Genomic DNA, 18,482 nt, shown 5'->3' on the forward strand with positions numbered 1-18,482 from the left:
TGACATGGAGACGGGTGAGGTGTGGAAGTACCATATGCGGCTCAGGGTGTACCGGACGGAGCGGAGTTTTGGACCGGGGGTGTCTACGCTTATGAGGCTGGTGGAGGAGAAAGGTTCTCTGTCGGCGGCATGCAAGGAGATGGGGATGGCCTACTCCAAGGCGTGGAAGATTGTGAAGGCGGCGGAGGCGGACCTGGGATTTGCTCTGATGGAGGGAAGCAGCGGCGGCGAGAGCGGCGGGAAGACGGTCCTGACGGAGAAGGGGAAGGATTTTCTGGAGCGGTATCTTCGATTTGAGGCGGAGGTGCAGCAGAAGGCGGACGAAGTGTTTGAGAGGTATTTTGGAGCGGGGGAGGATAGGAAATAGGGGATCGATTTACAGTTGAAGATAGTGATAGAAAGATTGGGAAGCCCACAGGTATGAACTGTGAGCTAAAAAAATACAATGGTTATTCTTGAGTGAGAATAACGAGGAAGATTGAGTAAACATAAATTGTGAAAAGCGAGGGAGAAGGATATGAGAGAGGTTCGGACAGAGGATGCGGTTGGGCAGGTGTTGTGTCATGATTTGACGCAGATTATACCGGGGGTGATGAAGGACGCCAGGTTCCGCAAGGGGCATGTGGTGACGGAGGAGGATATTCCGGTGCTTTTGTCCATAGGGAAAGAGCATCTGTACATATGGGAGAAGGACGATACCATGTATCATGAGGATGAGGCGGCGGAGATTTTGTGCTCGCTGTGTATGAATGAGCATATGAGTCGGAGCCAGGCCAAGGAAGGCAAGATAGAGCTGCGGGCGGAGGTTGACGGACTGTTAAAAATTGACACGGAGCTTCTGGACGGGGTGAATGGATTGGGCGATATGATGATAGCCACCCTGCATCCCAATATGCCGGTGAAAAAGGGAGACAAAATCTGCGGAACGAGAGTAATACCGCTGGTGATTAAAAAAGAGCGGATGGAGGAGGCAAAACGCATCTGCGGCGGACGACCAATTTTTACGATTCTGCCGTACCAGAAGAAAAAAGCAGCCATTGTCACGACGGGAAGCGAGGTTTACCACGGCAGAATTGAGGATGCTTTTGGACCGGTTCTGATGGAGAAGGTAAAGGAGTTTGGCGCGGAGATACTGGGGCAGACCATTACGGATGACAATCCGGAAATGACGACGGAGGCCATCCGGCACTGGCTGGAACAGGGGGCCGACATGGTTCTGGTAAGCGGCGGCATGAGTGTGGACCCGGACGACAAGACGCCTCTTGCCATCCGAAACAGCGGTGTCCGTGTGGTATCATACGGTGCTCCGGTGCTGCCGGGAGCCATGTTCCTGCTGTCCTACTATGAAAAAGAGGGGGAGAAACCCAGAGCGGTGGCCGGACTTCCGGGCTGTGTCATGTATGCGAAGCGGACGATATTTGATTTGGTGCTGCCGCGGCTGATGGCGGACGATATGGTGACCGTCGAGGAACTGTACCGGCTGGGCAGAGGCGGACTGTGTATGAACTGTGAGGTCTGTCATTATCCCAACTGTGGATTTGGAAAGGGGTGGTGATATGGGAGAGAAGCTGACACATTTTGATGAACAGGGAAATGCCTGGATGGTGGATGTGGGAGGCAAGCAGGAGACGGACAGGATTGCCGTGGCCCACGGATTCATCACCGTCAGCCCGGAGGTCTATCAGGCCATTGTGAACGGCACCGCCAAAAAGGGCGATGTACTGGGCGTGGCACGGGTGGCCGGGATTATGGGCGCGAAGAAAACGTCGGAACTGATACCGTTGTGCCATGTGCTGATGTTGACAAAATGCGCGGTGGAATTTGTACTGCACGAGGAGCGGTGCGCGGTGGAAGCTGTCTGCACGGTGAAAACCCACGGGAAGACGGGGGTAGAGATGGAGGCATTGACCGGGGTCCAGATTGCATTGCTGACGATCTATGACATGTGCAAGGCCATGGATAAGGGGATGGTGATCTCGGATGTGTGCCTGTTGAAAAAACACGGCGGGAAAAGTGGATTATATGAAAGAAAAACTTCGAGACCGGGAACGGGTGAGAAAGAGTGATAAAAGGAGAGTGGCAGTATGTATGAGGTGGGAATTGTCACCGTGAGTGATAAAGGCGCGGCGGGAGAGCGGGAAGATAAGAGCGGCCCCATGATAGAATCGTTGCTGGATGGGCAGTTGTATCATATCGCCAGTTACACCATCGTTCCAGATGAGCCGGAAATGTTGAAGGCGGAACTTCTGCGCCTGTGCGATGATGTCAAATGCGATTTGGTCCTCACTACAGGCGGAACCGGTTTTTCTCCCAGGGACAATACGCCGGAAGTGACGATGGAGGTTGGGGACAGAAATGTTCCCGGGATTGCGGAAGGCTTGCGGGCTTACAGCATGACTATCACAAAGCGGGCGATGCTTAGCAGGGCGGCCAGTGTGATTCGTAAGAGGACTTTGATTGTGAATCTTCCGGGCAGCCCAAAGGCGGTGAAGGAAAGTCTGGAATATCTGCTGGATACATTACCCCACGGTCTTGATATCCTCACTGGACGTGACGGAGAGTGCGCCAGGTGATGGAATTCCTGTCTTGCCATGGGTGTGTGGAAACAAAAATGAAAAAGGGGAAAGGAAACTATCAATATGAGAGTTCTGATAAAGGGAGCGGGCGATTTAGCGTCCGGGATTGCGCTGCGTCTGCACCGCTGTGGATTTGATCTTGTGATGACGGATATCGCCGTGCCGACGACGGTGCGCAGAACGGTGGCATTTTCACCGGCAGTCTATGAAGGGACGGCGGTGGTGGAGGATACCACGGGGGTACTGTGCCAGAATCAGGAGGAGATTCAGGAGGCAGTCAGGGCCGGCCGGATTGCGGTTGTGGTGGATGACCGGGGAGATATCCGGAACACCTGGAAGCCGGAGGTGATTGTGGACGCCATCATTGCCAAGAAGAATCTTGGAACTGCCATTGGGGATGTCCAGACAGTGATTGGCGTGGGACCGGGATTTACGGCAGGCGTGGACTGCCACTGCGTGGTGGAGACGAAGCGGGGTCATAACCTGGGACGGTGTATCTGGGATGGCAGTGCGGTGCCCAATACCGGAGTGCCGGGGATGATAGGCGGTTACGATAAGGAGCGGATTATACGGGCCAGTGCGGACGGAATCTTCACCGGCTGCGTTTCCATCGGGGACCTGGTGGAGAAAGGGCAGCTGGTTGGCAAAGCGGGGGAAACGCCGATATATGCAGAAGTGGGCGGCGTGGTAAGAGGGCTGTTACAGGACGGTGTGGCAGTCTGCAAGGGAATGAAATCCGGTGACGTGGACCCGAGAGGCGTGGTGGAAAGCTGTTTCACTGTGTCCGACAAGGCGTCCGCCATCGGAGGAGGCGTGTTGGAAGCGATATTAAGCCATACAAAATTGATATGGCATATCTAGAGGAGAGAAAAATGAGAAAAACAACAGCATTATGCCTGGCAGGAGCCATGGTACTGACATTAGCCGGATGCGGCGGTAAAGGCGCTGATTCTGCAGGAACGGACGCGGGAACCACAGCGGCACAGACAACAACCGCCCTGGACGAAGCAGATGCCGAAAAAACCAAAGATACCGAGACAACCGGAGCCACGGCCGTCACCGATCCCACAGAGGAGACTACGATTCTGGTTGCCGCGGCCGCCAGTCTGAAATATTCCTACGAGGACGAGCTGATCCCCATGTTTGAGGCCGCCAACCCGGGCATCAAAGTGGAGGGAACCTTTGACAGCTCCGGCAAACTTCAGACCCAGATTGAGGAAGGTCTGGAGGCCGACGTATTCATGTCAGCAGCCATGAAGCAGATGAATGCCCTGAAAGAGGAAAATATGGTAGACGCGGATTCCATCGTGGAACTGCTGGAAAACAAGATTGTCCTGATTACAAGTGCAGGCAGCGACAGTGACATCAAATCTTTTGAAGACATCATAAAAGGTGAGACCATCGCCATCGGTGACCCGGAGAGTGTTCCTGCCGGCCAGTACGCCAAGGAAGCGCTGACGACGCTGGGCCTGTGGGACCAGGTGGAAGCAAAGGCCAGTCTCGGCACCAACGTGACGGAAGTGCTCAACTGGGTAGCGGAGGGCAGCGCTGACGCAGGTATCGTCTACGCCACCGACGCGGCCACCAACGAACATGTGAAAGTAGTGGCGGAGGCCCCGGAAGGCAGTCTGAGCAAAAAAGTGATTTATCCGGTCGGCGTAGTAACCGCCTCCGAGAAAAAAGATGCCGCCCAGAAATTCGTGGAATTTTTGCAGAGCGACGAGGCAATTGTAGTCTTTGAAAAGTATGGCTTTACCGCCAACTAAACGGCAATGAGGACCGGATGTAAAAGAGCAGGAGAATAACTATGGATTTATCACCAATTATCATCTCAATCAAAACGGCATCAGTCTCCATCGTCATCACCTTTTTTTTAGGAATCTGGCTGGCCAGAGCCGTGGTGTCCATGAAATCCGAGCGCTGGAAAATGATTCTGGACGGAATCCTGACCCTGCCGCTGGTGCTTCCACCGACGGTAGCCGGATTCTTCCTGCTGTATCTGTTTGGAGTGAAACGTCCTATCGGCCTATTGCTGAATAAACTGTTCAGCTATAAAATCGTGTTCACCTGGCAGGCCACGGTACTGGCGGCGGTGGTCATTTCCCTGCCGCTCATGTACCGCTCGGCAAGAGGCGCCCTGGAGCAGGTGGAGGAAGACCTGATACATGCTGCGAGAACCCTTGGGCTGTCCGAGGAAACCATCTTCTGGAAGATTGTATTTCCTGTGGCAAGACCGGGGATTCTCTCCGGCGGCGTGGTTGCATTTGCAAGGGGACTGGGAGAATTCGGCGCCACAGCCATGATAGCCGGCAACATTGCCGGGAAAACGAGAACCCTGCCGCTTGCCATCTATTCGGAGGTAGCCGCCAACAATATGACTCAGGCGGGAAAATATGTGGCCGTCATTGTGGCCGTCTCCTTTCTGATTGTGGTGGGCATGAACTACGTGGGAAGAGACAGAACAAGAGATGTGGCAAAAAACAGGACCAAAGACAGGATCAAGGCAGGGATAAAAGGATAGAAGGAGACCCATGGGATGAGTTTGACCGTAGACATTCAAAAAAAGTTAAAAGATATCACCCTGAACATCTCCTTCGAGACCCATGAGATGGGAGATATCACCGGCATTCTGGGGGCATCCGGCTGCGGAAAGAGCATGACTTTAAAATGCATCGCAGGAATCGAGACCCCCGACAAAGGCCGGATTATGTTAAACGACAGAGTCCTGTTTGATTCGGAGAAAAAAATCAACCGGAAAACCCAGGAGAGAAGAGTGGGCTACTTATTCCAGCACTACGCCCTGTTCCCTAACATGACGGTGCGGCAGAACGTAGAGCTGGCCCTCCACGGCACCAAAGCGGAGAAGTCGGAGACGGCCAGCCAGTATCTGGAACTGCTCCGTGTCAGCGAGCTGGCGGACAACTATCCGTCCCGCCTCTCCGGCGGCCAGCAGCAGCGGGTGGCTCTCGCCAGAATCCTTGCCTCCAAGCCGGATGTCTTAATGCTGGATGAACCATTTTCCGCCCTGGATTATTATCTGAAAGAGAATCTCCAGCTGGAGCTGTTGGAGGTCCTTAGCATGTACCAGGGCGATATTCTGATGGTAACCCACAACCGGGATGAAATCTACCGCTTCTGCCAGAACATCTACGTCCTGGACCAGGGCCAGGTAGTCACTTCCGGCGGGACAAAGCAGGTATTCAAAGACCCCAAAACCATAGCCGCCGCCAAGCTGACCGGCTGTAAAAACATCGAGGCGATAGAAATTATTTCCGGACATCACCTCCGTGTCCCGGCCTGGGATGCGGATATCCATCTCCAAAGAACCATCCCGGAGAACACCAGAGCCATCGGCATCCGCGCCCACTATTTCCGCCTCCCGGAACCCGGCGAGACAGAGAATGTGCTTCCCTGCCACTGCCGCCAGCTTCTGGAGGACCCGTTTGAGGTGACCATCATCATGGAAAACGGAATCTGGTGGAAAATCCCCAATGATATTTGGAGGAAAACCTATGGGCAAACGGTGCCGGAGCGGTTTATGATTCCGGATGAGAGCATTTTGTTTTTGGTGTGACAGAAGGAATGGCTTTCCCAGTACTGCCAAACACATCCATATAATACTCAATTCCTTCCTGATAACCGGAAACATAATTGGTTAAAAAATTGATTCTCCCCATATTGGGATTTTCCTGATAGCATTGACTGGCTTTCCGGATCGCCGTCTCCATCAGGTCGGTGCCGACATTGATTTTGCTGATTCCCATTTTACAAGCCTTTGAAAGATTTTCGTCTCCGGTGCCGCTGCCGCCGTGGAGAACAAGAGGGATGGGAGTGACAGCGGCGATTTCTTCCAGCAAATCAAAATCGATATGGGGAGTGATATTTTTCGCATAAGGACCGTGGGCATTTCCGATGGAAATGGCCAGAAAATCCACGCCGGTTTTCTCAACAAAGTCTTTCACCATGGCCGGGTCCGTCTTGGCGCTTTTGGTATATTTGTTCTCCAGCACAAAGGTTTCGTCGGCCATACCGACACAGCCAAGCTCGGCTTCCACGGGGAGTCCGATGCTGTGCGCGGCATGGACCACTTCTTTTGTGACGGTCACATTTTCCTCATAAGGTTTGGAGGAGGCGTCAACCATGACAGACGTGAAGCCGTGGCTGATTGCACGCATCACGGTTTGATAATTCTGGCCGTGGTCTAGATTGATGGCAACGGGAACCGCGGACCTCATAGCCCGCTGGCGCGCCATGTACAAAAACAGCTCCACATCCTGTTCCTCACGAACAAAATCATATTTCAGATTGATGTTGAGAATGACGGGAGAACACTTTTTCTCGGCCGCCGAGATGGCCGCTTTGATAAGCTCCAAGCTGAAGCAGGATACGGCGATGACACCATAGCCTTCTTTGCGGGCTTTTATCAGGATTTCATCCATTTTTACTAACATATACAGTCTCCTTTTCTGTTGTTATCTGATTCCAAAATATTTCCCACCGCGCTCTTTAAATTGAGGGGTATCGAATACCTGTTTATTGACACAGCCCTCAGGGATATTCCCTTGGAAATACTCCAATAGCTGTTTGTAAAGAAGATGATACTGGTGCCAGGAGCGCTCTTTTGTGACACCGGCCGCGTGGGACGTGATAATCAGTCTGTCCTCCGGTATCTGATAAATCCGGTTTTCGGAAAGGGCGCCTAATGGTTCCGGCGTGTGCACATCCAGGGCCGCGGATTTGATTACCTGCTGTTCCAGCGCGTCGAGAATCGCTTCCCCGTCTACCAGCCTGGCCCGTCCCGTGTTGACGATGGAGGCGGTTGGCTTCATGGAAAAAATAAGTTCCCGGCTTAAGATGCCCTCCGTATCAGGGGTTAACCGTGCCAGGACAATGACGTAGTCGGCGGTTTTGACCACCTGGTCCAAGTCCATTTTTTTCACATGGAAGGAATCCATGACCTCCTCACTGACATAGGGGTCATAGGCATTTACCTGCATGTGAAAGGCGTTGGCGAGAACGGAGAGTGATTTGGCATTGCGCCCAAATCCAATGATTCCAAGATTTTTGTTGTATAATTCTGTGGATTGATGGGCGTACATGCTTCGAAGGCTGGGAGAATTCTGCTTCGTCCATCCCTCGCTTCTGATTTTTTCTATCACCGGAACCATAGGCCTGGCCAGCATCAGCATGAGCAGGAACGTGAATTCCGCTACGGATACGGCACATCTTCCGGCGCTTGATATGACCGGGATACCGGCGGCTGTGCAGGCGTCGATATCAATGTTTTCTTCGGGACCGTCCCGCACACTCAGCAGCAGTTTGACATCGGCAGATTTTTTAATGATATCTTCCGTGACAGCATCATATCCAATGATGCAGATTTCTTTGCCCGCCAGGCATTCAACCAGTTCCTCCCCCTTGAGAACAATCATGGAGGAACCATCTCCAAGAGAGAACCCTTTTCTCTCGATGTCAAAAATTTCCTCGAATTTTGGGAACCACTCCGGTTCATAGTCCCCTGTACACAGCATTTTAATTTTATCCAAGTTCATCACCCTTTCTAAGAAAACAGATTGTCGGTTTCTGAGAAAATTGTATAGGGGAAACAGGTGGAAATCAACGGGTTTGGTGGTCTTACTTTTTTCTGGTGGAAGTGGAAAGCCGAAGGAAAATCAAAGGTGGCAAAAGCCCTCTTTTTCCAGGAAAAAAGAGATGATTAGTATCAAGTTTTCCATTTTAAATGGAAAATATTGGACTTGCCGGCTATCTTGTTTTGCCGTAATGTTGTCTGTATAATGAGTATAAACAGCAGGCGGAAACATGGGGGGAAAGGGGGATCCAATATGGAACGATTGTCGGAAATGATAAAGATATTAAGCGGAATCCAGGGCTTTATATCCATTGATGATTTGGCGAAGGATTTGGATGTGACGCCGCGGACCATCCGCAATGATTTAATGGCGCTGGAAAAAATAACGGAAGGCAGCAAAATCAAAATCGTAAAGAAGAGAAACCAGGGGATTGCGCTGGACAGACAAAATCTATCGGAAAAAGCGGTCTTAAATCTGATTGCCGGAATAAAGGAAGAAAAGAATTTTTACTCCGCTGCGGAACGGGAAAACATGATTATGGAAGCGCTGCTTCTTGAGAAAGGACCGCTGACATTAAACAGGCTGGAGGAGCTAACCTTGTCCAGCAAATCCAGCGTTGTGAAGAGTCTCGATATCTGTGAGAGGAAGCTTGGGAAATGGCAGATTACGGTGAGCAGGCGTCCAAGAAATGGAATGAAGCTGGAATACGCGGAGTACCAATGGCGCATGGCCGTTTTGGAGCACATGATGCAGTATGTGGGCGGAATGGACTTTCACCAGCTGTATGATAACCTAATCAAAGGAAATCAATTAAACATCACCTTATCCATCAACCAGTTTATCGGAACCTTCGTCTACGATGTGAATACCCGGTATATTGCAAATTTCCTCCGAAAATATGAAGCGGACCATAAAATGCGTTTCACGGACAAGGCGTTTCTCTCCATCTTCTTTTACATCTGTATTGCGATGAACCGGATTTGCTCCGGCCATGAATTACAGCAGAGTCATTTTGAACTGAGGAGATTTTTTCACAAAGAGCGCGTCAGTGAGCAGGCGCTGGACCATCTGCTCTTTTTAAACCGGGGATTAAAGGAAAACATGAATTACTATGAGCGGGAAGCGCTGCTCATTTACATGCTGTCCCAGAAGCAGTTTTCGGAACACGGCTTTCTGGAGCAGGTGTTTATAGAGGACGATTATTTTAACAAAAAGACGCTGGATATGACAAAGCAGTTTATTCGAAAGGCGGAAGACTGTCTGAACATCGAACTGGAGCATGACGAAGCGCTTCTGGACCATCTTCTGCTTCATGTCCGTCCGATGATATTCCGCCTGTTGTTCGGAATTCGTATTGAGAATCCACTGGCGGAGGACATTAAAAAGACCTATCCCATGATCGTTACCGCCTGTCAGGAAGCGGCAAAGTTGTTTTCCAAAGAAACCGGGAATCCGGTGAATATCCATGAAATCAGCTATCTGGCCATGCACGTGGGCGCCGCTGTTGAGAAAGCGAAGGAGAAGCAGTTTGCCGGTGTCTGCCGCGTTATGATTATCTGCCCGGAGGGGAACGGGTCCAGCAGTATTTTGTATTACAGGCTGCTCAACAGTATCCCCAATCTGCAGATTAAGGGGATATGCTCTATCGGGGAATGGGAAGAGACATCCAGGGATGACGTGGATTTGTTTCTGTCGACGGTTCCCATCTATACGGAGAATCAGATGAATCTTATCCAGGTTAATCCACTGCTCAATGACGAGGATATAGCCAAAATCCGAAGAACCATCAAGCGGATGAATTTGACAAACAACAACAGCAGCAGTCTGGTGGTGGAGGATATGATGGCCATCGTATCCCGCTACGCGTCAATTCAGGATTTTGACGGTCTGTACAGAGAGATGGACCAGTATTTTAATTATTCCCAAATGTCGGGCTCCGCCGGGTGTTCCTCCCTGCGGACATTTCTAAACCCGTCCCTGATTATGACCGGAGCCACGGCAGAAAATTGGGAGGAAGCTTTTCGGCTGGCGGGAAATCTTCTTTACAGGGAAGGGTACATAGAAAAGGGATACATTTCCTGTATGATTCAGAACGTGCGTAACTATGGCTGCTACATGATGCTCTGTGAGGACGTGGCGCTGCCTCATGCCAAGGCGGCTGACGGCGTTATCAAAACCGGTTTTTCCTTTGTGACATTGAAGACACCCGTCATTCTGGAACATGAGCAGGAAACCCATGAAATCCGTTTGGTTGTAGCTTTGGCGGCAGATAACCGAATGACACATTTGACGGCTATGGGGGAGCTGATCGAGCTGGTCTGCCAGGATGACAAGAAGGAGCAGCTGATACAGGCGGAGGATGCGGAAATGTTCATCCGTTTGATAGAACAATTTATTTCCGGTTCATCGGGAAATTCAGGGAAAAACAGCGGAAATGATGATAAAAGGGCAGTGGAACCAGAGTTTTGAATCGACGTTTTTTTCCTTAATTTCCGGAAACAGACAGGAACGTTCCACGTATTGAATATTCCCCTGATGTTTTTTATAATTTGGACAGCAAAGGAAATGAAAAATAAAGAGAGAAAAGGAGGAGGGACACGTGATTCAGGATGTTTTGACGTTAGACACGGTGAGGGCCAGAGTTGATGCTAAGGACTGGGAGGAGGCGGTTCGGACTGCCGGAGACTTACTATATCGGAAAGGGGTCGTGGAGGAGCGCTATATAGACCATATGGTTCAAATCGTCAAAGAGATTGGCCCGTATATTGTGCTGATCAAGGGGGTTGCCCTGGCACACGCCAGACCGGAGGACGGAGCGAAGGCTATCGGCCTGTCCCTGGTGACGCTGAAGAAGCCCATATGCTTTGGAAATAAAGAAAACGACCCGGTCAACCTGGTTTTTGCCCTCAGCGCGGTTGACAACTCATCACACCTGGATTTAATTCGTGAAATGGCTCTGGTGTTCGAAAACGAACAGGAGCTGGAACAACTGGCAAACTGTGAGACAGAAGAGGAAATGCTCACAATCATCAGGAAGGTAACTTAACATTACAGTTACCATGGAGGGGGAATATTCATGCTGGTAGTGTTGAATTGGTTGAAAGACAATTTATTTGGACAGACGGCGCTGTTTTTGGGGTTAATTGTAGCGGTTGGCATCGCATTGCAGAAAAAGAAACCGGGAGAGATTTTACAGGGATTCATTACGGCCACGCTGGGGTATTATATCTTTAATACCGGCGCAGGTTCCATCGGCGGCCTGGCCATGGTCATGGGCAATTTGCTGAGGCCGACTCTGGGAGTGGAAGCGGGGGTAAATCCATTTTCCAGCCAGACCTTCATTGCCATGGGGTACGCCATCGAGTATATTGCGCCGCGTATCACGATTTGTTTTATTGTGTCATGGATGATACATATTCTGCTGGTCAAATTTATCAAGCCGTTGAAGGTTGTGTATCTGACCATGCACAATATCCTGTCATTTGTAGCAACCTTTTATATGTTTTTTTACACCATTATGGGATACAGGGGCTGGCTGCTGGACTGCTGCGCCGGACTTTTTACCGTATTGTATATTACGCTGACACCGATGCTGGTGTACAAAGACTGTATGAAGGTCACCAACAATGCGTTCGCATTGGGGCATTTCAATCAGATAAGCGCGTGGCTGGCGTCTAAGATTGCGCCTCTGTGTGGAAATCCTGAGAAGGAAAACGCGGAGACCATGCAGCTTCCGGGCTGGCTCAGAAGCATATCGGATGGAGGCTTGAGCGTGGCGGTATCACTGCCGGTTGCCTACATCTTTGTCTGGGCCATCGTCATGTTTGTGGGAAATGATGCCGCGCTGCAGCTGCTTCACGAGAATGCGGGCTCCACAAATTCGTTCCTGTATATGGTATTGACGGCCCTTCAGCTGGCAGCCGCCATTTATATTCTGCTTTATGGCTTGAGGATGTTCCTCGGTGCATTGCTGCCGGCCTTCCAGGGGATTTCGGAGAAATTCATCCCGGACGCGGTTCCTGGTATTGACACCGTTGCATTTTATACCGTGTCTCCCAATGCAGTGGTTATCACCATGCTGTCCTATATGGCAGGTGCGGTTGCGACCACCATCGTGTGCATCCTGCTGAAAACGCCGGTTCTGGTGATTTTCCAGCTGGCAAGCGCGTTTTCAGAGTCAAGCGCCATCGGAGCCATCGCCAATAGCAAAGGGGGCTGGAAAGCCTGTGTGGCAGCAGGACTGATGGTTGGAATCCTGGCGACGGTGGCAGCCGGATTTTTCGCAACAGGACTTGGTATCCTGGAGCAGGGAATTGCCCAGGCGAACTTTGACAGCTGTGCTTACCCGTCGGTTGTATTTTATCTGTTTCGGATGTTTCAGTAGGAGAGGAGTGTTGAGAGATGTTTACCATGTATGCGGTATGTGCAAGTGGAATTGGGACCAGTCTGTTTTCCAGAAAATTGATTCAGGATGCGGTCCGGGAACTGGGTTACGATACATCTGATATCCGGGTGAGCTGCATCGGGGTGCAGGAAGCCATCGGAACAAACACGGATGTCTTCGTCACCGGCTCCACGATAGCCAAGAATATCCCGGATATGCCGGGGGTGGAAAAGGTGATTGTGGTGAATATGATTAATGATTTGGTAGGAATGAAGAAGGCGTTGGAGCCTGTTTTGGAGAAGGCGGAGATGGCGGGGAAAGTAAAAAAGCTGTGAATGTGAATTGAAAATAGAATCCTGGTGAAATGTTTGTGGCCGATGGCCATGAATATTTTGCCGGGGTTTTTTTTTGTGCCCGAATTATTTTCATTAAAATATTGATGAAAGTATTGCGTAAAATATAGGGAAGATATATAATGGAATTAAAAATAGCAGAAGGAAGTTGATATAATGAGTATGGCATTTGCGGATTTTGCGGAACGGCTTGTTCCCATCTCTGATTTTAGCCAGGGACGGGCTGGGAAAATTTTTAGTGATGTAGCTGAAAATAACAATGAATATATTATATTAAAAAACAATCAGCCAACGGCAGTCTTGTTGTCTATAAAAGAATACAAAGCAATGCAGGAAAAATTGGCGAAGATGGATAGATTGCTGGAATATGTTGAAAATATCAGGCTGTTACAAATGGCAAAGGATAGGGCCAGTGATAACTCGATACCATTTGAAGATTTGGTCATGGAAGACGGATTTACGATGGAGGAAATCAGGGAACTTGCAAAGAGTGTGGAGTTTGATTGATGGGATGGAAAGTACGGATAACAGAGGAGGCCAGGAAGGACTATAAGAGACTGGATGGTGCAATCAGAAAACAGGTTTTAGCTGGCATTTATAAAGTATCTCAGGCGCCATTGCCAAGCCCGCATGGGTATGGAAAGCCGTTGGGGAATAAGGGTGGAAATAATTTGACCGGATTTTTCAAAATTAAATACCGGGGAGTTGGAATCAGGGTGGTATATACATTATCAATTGATGAAATGGTTATGAATATTGTTGTTATTTCAGAGCGTGATGACAGCTATTGTTACAATTTGGCTTCGGCTCTATATAAGAAATATGGTAAGGAACTGTTTACGGATATTTTTGAAGGATTTGATAGTGGGGAACAGAATGGAGAGCAATGACGTGAGTCCATGGGGGGCGGATGAATGACTCTTAGACAAAAGAAAATCTGGGAATTGCTGGTGGAGCAGCGGCGGTTGACGTCGGGGCAGATTGCGAGGCTTTTGCATATCAGTGACAGGACAGTGCGGAATGACATTAAGGAGATCAATCAGGAGAAGGGGCGGGAAGTGATTCAGGCTGTCAAGGGACAGGGGTATTTTATTGAGGAATCTCTGGTGAAAGAGGATGCGGGGTATAGCTGGGAGGCGGAGGAAGAAGATTTAGAGTGGCAGATTGTGAGGCGGCTTTTGTTTGAGGGGGAGACGCCTTATCTGGAGCTGGCGGATGAGCTGTATATCAGCGATACGCAGCTTGGCAAACTGATCAACCGAATCAACCGGCGGATGGCCCAGCGGTACGATTATGGGGAGTACCCGATTTTGAAGATGAACGGGAAACTGGTGTTGAAGATGACGGAGCAGGAGACGAGGAAATATTATCTGTTCTATGTGGCGTCCCGGACACTGAAACATTATTTTGACTGCAAGGAATACCAGCCATATTTTGAGTATGTGGATTTGGAGGAGATGAAGGAGCTGGTACTGGAAGAACTTCGGTCCTGCGCGTGTAGTTATTATGATACGACGGTGATGCGCTTGATTTTGCATACGGCTGTGGTGGCGGAGAGGTGGTCTTTCGGCCGTACAATTCCTGAGAAAAGGACGGAGGAGGCAGAGTGGAATCTGAACCGGCGTCCGCCGTCGCAGGAGACGCCAGGCTGCCTGGAGGCGGAGCGGATTCTGAATCATTTAAAAGAGATGCTTTCTCTTGATATAGAGATTTCTTCTGAGGAATGCCGGGATTACGAGCACTCGATTCAGAACGACTTTTACTATGAGGAGACAGAGAATCCGGAGCCGCCCCGGGAGCTGCTTCACAAGATACTGATTGAAATCAATGTGGAATATGGATTCGATTTCTCTGGAAACCAGGAATTCTGTGATGAGATGGCGGCCCAGTTGAATGGAGTGATGCTTCGGGCGAGCAAGAAACAGCATGTCATCAACCCGGCGCTGGGGGAGATTAAGTCCAAATATCCATTGGAATATGATATTGCCATCTTTTTGGCGGACCGGCTTCACTGCCTGACTGGGATTGTGGTCAGTGAGGATGAGATTGGACAGTTTGCGGTACATTTTATATGGGGAATGGAGAGTGGGTTTGAGAATATGCAGCAGAAGCTGGTACTCATCAACCCTTACGGAAAGCAGACGAGCGTCCTGATGGAGAAACGTCTCAAAAAGACGGCGGAATGTAACCCCATCATTGCTTATGAGTATTCTGTTTTCGATTATCCGAAACAGATGCCCAAAGACGCGGTGGCGGTTCTCTCCACGATCCCGCTGTCACCGCCTCCTGAGGATATCCCGGTGGTGCTGTGTCGGAATTTTCTGGACTACCACGAGAAGGAGAAACTGCTGACGATTATCCGGGACAGCCAGGTAAGTAGTATTAAAAGCTATTTTAAAACCTTGTTTAAACCATCACTGTTCTTTACGGATATGGAATTTGAATCCAGGGAGGCGGCGCTGTCTTTTATGTGTGGAAAATTATATGAAGAGGGTTATGTGGAGGAAGGGTTCTTTGAGAGTGTGATAAAGCGGGAGCACATTGCGCCCACGGCCTTCGAGCCGGGCTTTGCCTTCTCCCATGGGATGGAGAACAATGCCTACCGGACTGCGGTGTGCACCTGCATCTTAAAGAACAAAATCTCCTGGGGCCCCTATCAGGTCAAGATTGTCTTTCTCTTTGCCCTGGCCTCCAGCTGGAACCATACCATTATTCCGGTATATAACGTGATGATAGACCATCTGTTCCAAACCAGCACCATTCATAAGCTGGCGAAGATCAAAGACTGCGGGGAATTTTTGGATTTCCTGCTGTGATATAGTATCTGCTTTTTCCGTTGCATAGCGGAAAAAGCAGATTTTATTTTTGGTTCCCTCCTTGCTATACTGAACCTATCAAAACACAGGAGGAGAGAAACGTGAAAGACTTTTTATGGGGAAGCGCAACCGCTTCCTACCAATGTGAAGGCGGCTGGAACGAGGGAAACCGGGCTATTTCCATGTGGGACAGATATCTCCATGACAATCATCTGGAAAATGGTGACGTGGCCAGCGACCATTATCACCGCTTTGAGGAAGACATCCGGATGATGAAGGAGGGCGGCCAGAACAGCTACCGTTTTTCCATCGCGTGGCCGAGAATCATCAAAAATGCCGAGGGGGAGGTCAACCAGGAGGGAGTGGATTTTTACAACCGCGTGATTGACACCTGCTTAAAGTATGACATCGAGCCGTTTGTGACGATATTCCACTGGGATTTGCCGGACTATTTAGAACAGAACGGCGGCTGGCTGAACCGGCAGACGACGGAGGCCTACGCTCATTACGCTAAGGTCTGCTTCGAGAAATTCGGGGACCGGGTAAGGCTCTGGACTACCTTTAATGAGCCAAGATACTATACCTTCAGCGGCTATCTCATCGGCAACTACCCGCCGGGACATCAGGATTTGCAGGAGACGGTCACTTCGTCCTACTACATGATGCTGGCTTCCGCCATGGCGGTCAAAGAGTTCCGGAACGGCGGCTATCAGGGCCAGATTGGCATTGTCCACAGCTTTTCCCCCATCTATGGGGTTGACAGCACCGTGGAGACGGCTATCGCTGCCCGGTATGCGGAAAATTTCTACAATAACTGGATTCTGGACACGGCGGCGCTGGGAGAGATTCCGGGAGATTTGCTGGCGGAGCTTTATGGACGGTGTGATTTGTCCATGATGAAGCCGGAAGATTTGGAGCTGATAAAGAGTTACACCGTGGATTTCCTGGGACTGAATTACTATGCAAGGGTCATGATAGCGCCCTATACCACAGGCGAGACCACGCTGATTGTCAATAACAAAGGAAAACAGGCTAAGGGAACGTCACAGACGATTATCAAGGGCTGGTTTGAGCAGGTGCGGCCGGAGAGCAGCCAGTATACGGAATGGGATACGGAGATATTTCCGGAAGGGCTCTGTGAAGGGATCCGCCGGGTTTGGAACAAATACCGCCTGCCTGTCTACATAACGGAAAATGGAATCGGACTCTACGAGGATGTCACCGTGGAGCAGGTAGATGACCGGCAGAGAATTGAATTCATGGACAGCCATATCCACGCGGTCATGCAGGCCAAAGAGGAAGGCTGTGACGTAAGAGGCTATTATGCCTGGTCGCCATTTGACTTATATTCCTGGAAAAATGGAACGGAGAAACGCTACGGGCTGGTGGCCATCGACTACGAGGACGGATTGAAGAGAAAGCCGAAGAAGAGCTACTACTGGTACAGAGATATGATTGCACAGGATCAGAAAAACTAAGGAGGGGCAGGAATTATGGGGATTCAAAAAATCAGTGTGAGTATGGAAAAATATGTAATGCCGGTGGCGAACCGGCTGGGAAATGAGTGTCATCTGCGGGCCATCCGCGACGCGTTTATGTCACTGCTTCCCATCAACTTTATGGGAGGTATCGCGGCGGTTATCAGTTCGCTGCCGCTTGAAATCAGCAATTCCATTGTGTTTTCCTGGATCAATGCCCTGACGCTGGGCGCTATGTCCATCTATGTCTGCATCGGAATCATTCATTTCCTGTGCAAGAGCCGGAAAATTGAATCGTTTCTGCCGATTCTTCTCGGTGTCTGCGGATTCCTGATGCTGGTTATGGAGCCGGTATCCTTAGGATGGGACGGGAAAATGGTGGAGATATCCTACATGGATGGCAAGGGTCTGATTCCCGCCATGCTGATAGCGATTCTCACCGCCGATTTGTACTGCTATATGAGAAAACGTGATTTTGGTAAAATCAGTCTGCCGGATACGGTGCCGGCGTCCCTTTCGGATGTATTTGCCTCCATCGTTCCGGGCGCGGTTCTGCTGGTGCTTTACACGGTCATCTTTGTCCTGTGCAATGCGGCAGGCACGACCCTTCCGAAACTGATCTACGGCATTTTATCTCCATCCTTAAAAGCGGTGGACAACTTAGGCTTCACCATCCTGATTACACTGTTTGTTCATGTGTTCTGGTTCTTTGGAATTCATGACGCGGCGCTTTCGGGAGTATTATCTCCAATCCGTGACGGCAACTTATCCATCAATGCCGCCGCCCACGCAGCCGGACAGGCTCTGCCCAACATTTTCACCACACCATTTTGGGTGTACTTTGTGGTAATCGGTGGCTGCGGTTCCGTGCTGGCTTTGGCAGCGATGCTGTGCTGCTCCAAATCAAAGCAGTTGAAAACCATTGGAAGACTGGGAATCGTTCCCGCATTCTTCAACATTTCCGAGCCGATTATCTTTGGCCTGCCGCTGATGTTGAATCCCATCTTCTTCATTCCTTTCATGGTGACATCAGCCTTAAACGGGGCGATTGCATTTATCACCATGCAGGTGGGATTGATTGGAAAGAGTTTTGCCATGTTGTCCTGGCAGATGCCGTCCGTTTTCGGAGCATTTTTATCAACCATGGACTGGAAGGCGCCGATTCTGATTGTTGCGCTGATGGTATTGGATGGAATTATTTACTACCCATTCTTTAAGATTTATGAGAAACAGCTGGTGAAGGAAGAGAACGGGGAAACTGAAGACGCAGAGAAATAGAAAGAG

General features: G+C 50.0%; 19 protein-coding genes. 17 read left to right on the forward strand and 2 right to left on the reverse strand.

What is annotated here, in order from left to right; all coding sequences use genetic code 11:
* The first annotated feature begins 4 nt into the window (after nucleotides 1-4).
* From HMPREF9473_RS16550 to HMPREF9473_RS16585, 8 genes are all read left to right on the forward strand, one after another.
* Nucleotides 5-367: a winged helix-turn-helix domain-containing protein gene (locus HMPREF9473_RS16550; protein ID WP_006781314.1), complete on the forward strand. Its 363-nt coding sequence runs from the start codon at nucleotides 5-7 to the stop codon at nucleotides 365-367.
* A 150-nt stretch (nucleotides 368-517) separates the two neighbouring features.
* A complete protein-coding gene (locus HMPREF9473_RS16555) occupies nucleotides 518-1,555 on the forward strand; it encodes a molybdopterin-binding protein (RefSeq protein ID WP_006781315.1) in 1,038 nt (345 codons plus the stop codon).
* A 1-nt stretch (nucleotide 1,556) separates the two neighbouring features.
* The gene (gene moaC / locus HMPREF9473_RS16560; RefSeq protein ID WP_006781316.1) at nucleotides 1,557-2,066 is read left to right on the forward strand and encodes a cyclic pyranopterin monophosphate synthase MoaC; all 510 of its coding nucleotides are present in this window, start codon (nucleotides 1,557-1,559) and stop codon (nucleotides 2,064-2,066) included.
* 18 nt (nucleotides 2,067-2,084) lie between these two features.
* Nucleotides 2,085-2,573 carry a MogA/MoaB family molybdenum cofactor biosynthesis protein gene (locus HMPREF9473_RS16565; protein ID WP_006781317.1) on the forward strand — a complete coding sequence of 163 codons (489 nt, stop codon included), beginning with the start codon at nucleotides 2,085-2,087 and terminating at the stop codon, nucleotides 2,571-2,573.
* 66 nt (nucleotides 2,574-2,639) lie between these two features.
* Complete coding sequence (gene yqeB / locus HMPREF9473_RS16570; RefSeq protein ID WP_006781318.1) at nucleotides 2,640-3,437, forward strand: selenium-dependent molybdenum cofactor biosynthesis protein YqeB; 798 nt, start codon at nucleotides 2,640-2,642, stop codon at nucleotides 3,435-3,437.
* An 11-nt stretch (nucleotides 3,438-3,448) separates the two neighbouring features.
* On the forward strand, nucleotides 3,449-4,342 hold the full coding sequence (modA, locus tag HMPREF9473_RS16575; RefSeq protein ID WP_006781319.1) for a molybdate ABC transporter substrate-binding protein: 894 nt from the start codon (nucleotides 3,449-3,451) through the stop codon (nucleotides 4,340-4,342).
* 41 nt (nucleotides 4,343-4,383) lie between these two features.
* Complete coding sequence (gene modB, locus HMPREF9473_RS16580) at nucleotides 4,384-5,097, forward strand: molybdate ABC transporter permease subunit (RefSeq protein ID WP_006781320.1); 714 nt, start codon at nucleotides 4,384-4,386, stop codon at nucleotides 5,095-5,097.
* 15 nt (nucleotides 5,098-5,112) lie between these two features.
* On the forward strand, nucleotides 5,113-6,150 hold the full coding sequence (locus HMPREF9473_RS16585; protein WP_006781321.1) for a sulfate/molybdate ABC transporter ATP-binding protein: 1,038 nt from the start codon (nucleotides 5,113-5,115) through the stop codon (nucleotides 6,148-6,150).
* On the opposite strand, the gene HMPREF9473_RS16590 is transcribed toward HMPREF9473_RS16585, so the two are convergent.
* Nucleotides 6,113-7,027, reverse strand: a complete 915-nt coding sequence (locus tag HMPREF9473_RS16590) for a class II fructose-bisphosphate aldolase (RefSeq protein ID WP_006781322.1) — start codon at nucleotides 7,025-7,027, stop codon at nucleotides 6,113-6,115. The genes HMPREF9473_RS16585 and HMPREF9473_RS16590 overlap by 38 nt on opposite strands.
* A 21-nt stretch (nucleotides 7,028-7,048) precedes the next feature.
* Complete coding sequence (locus HMPREF9473_RS16595; RefSeq protein WP_034859562.1) at nucleotides 7,049-8,128, reverse strand: NAD(P)-dependent oxidoreductase; 1,080 nt, start codon at nucleotides 8,126-8,128, stop codon at nucleotides 7,049-7,051.
* Nucleotides 8,129-8,419: 291 nt separating this feature from the next.
* On the opposite strand from HMPREF9473_RS16595, the gene HMPREF9473_RS16600 reads away from it, so the two are divergent.
* The 9 genes from HMPREF9473_RS16600 (at nucleotide 8,420) to HMPREF9473_RS16640 (ending at nucleotide 18,476) form a co-directional block, all read left to right on the forward strand.
* Nucleotides 8,420-10,636, forward strand: coding sequence for a BglG family transcription antiterminator (locus tag HMPREF9473_RS16600; RefSeq protein WP_006781324.1), 2,217 nt, complete (start codon nucleotides 8,420-8,422; stop codon nucleotides 10,634-10,636).
* 130 nt (nucleotides 10,637-10,766) lie between these two features.
* Nucleotides 10,767-11,213, forward strand: a complete 447-nt coding sequence (locus HMPREF9473_RS16605; RefSeq protein WP_006781325.1) for a PTS sugar transporter subunit IIA — start codon at nucleotides 10,767-10,769, stop codon at nucleotides 11,211-11,213.
* 30 nt (nucleotides 11,214-11,243) lie between these two features.
* Entirely contained in the window at nucleotides 11,244-12,551 is a 1,308-nt protein-coding gene (locus HMPREF9473_RS16610) for a PTS transporter subunit IIC (protein ID WP_006781326.1), read from the forward strand.
* 17 nt (nucleotides 12,552-12,568) lie between these two features.
* A complete protein-coding gene (locus HMPREF9473_RS16615) occupies nucleotides 12,569-12,886 on the forward strand; it encodes a hypothetical protein (protein WP_006781327.1) in 318 nt (105 codons plus the stop codon).
* Nucleotides 12,887-13,066: 180 nt separating this feature from the next.
* Nucleotides 13,067-13,411, forward strand: coding sequence for a type II toxin-antitoxin system Phd/YefM family antitoxin (locus HMPREF9473_RS16620; protein WP_034859718.1), 345 nt, complete (start codon nucleotides 13,067-13,069; stop codon nucleotides 13,409-13,411).
* A complete protein-coding gene (locus HMPREF9473_RS16625) occupies nucleotides 13,411-13,794 on the forward strand; it encodes a type II toxin-antitoxin system RelE family toxin (RefSeq protein ID WP_006781329.1) in 384 nt (127 codons plus the stop codon). The genes HMPREF9473_RS16620 and HMPREF9473_RS16625 overlap by 1 nt, the downstream gene beginning before the upstream one ends.
* Before the next feature lie 24 nt (nucleotides 13,795-13,818).
* On the forward strand, nucleotides 13,819-15,720 hold the full coding sequence (locus HMPREF9473_RS16630) for a BglG family transcription antiterminator (RefSeq protein WP_006781330.1): 1,902 nt from the start codon (nucleotides 13,819-13,821) through the stop codon (nucleotides 15,718-15,720).
* 101 nt (nucleotides 15,721-15,821) lie between these two features.
* Complete coding sequence (locus HMPREF9473_RS16635) at nucleotides 15,822-17,198, forward strand: glycoside hydrolase family 1 protein (RefSeq protein ID WP_006781331.1); 1,377 nt, start codon at nucleotides 15,822-15,824, stop codon at nucleotides 17,196-17,198.
* Between the two features lie 15 nt (nucleotides 17,199-17,213).
* Nucleotides 17,214-18,476 (forward strand): PTS sugar transporter subunit IIC, encoded by a 1,263-nt coding sequence (locus tag HMPREF9473_RS16640; RefSeq protein ID WP_006781332.1) that lies wholly within the window; start codon nucleotides 17,214-17,216, stop codon nucleotides 18,474-18,476.
* Nucleotides 18,477-18,482: the final 6 nt, after the last annotated feature.

This window comes from Hungatella hathewayi WAL-18680, assembly GCF_000235505.1.
In the GTDB taxonomy this organism is placed as follows: domain Bacteria; phylum Bacillota; class Clostridia; order Lachnospirales; family Lachnospiraceae; genus Hungatella_A; species Hungatella_A hathewayi_A.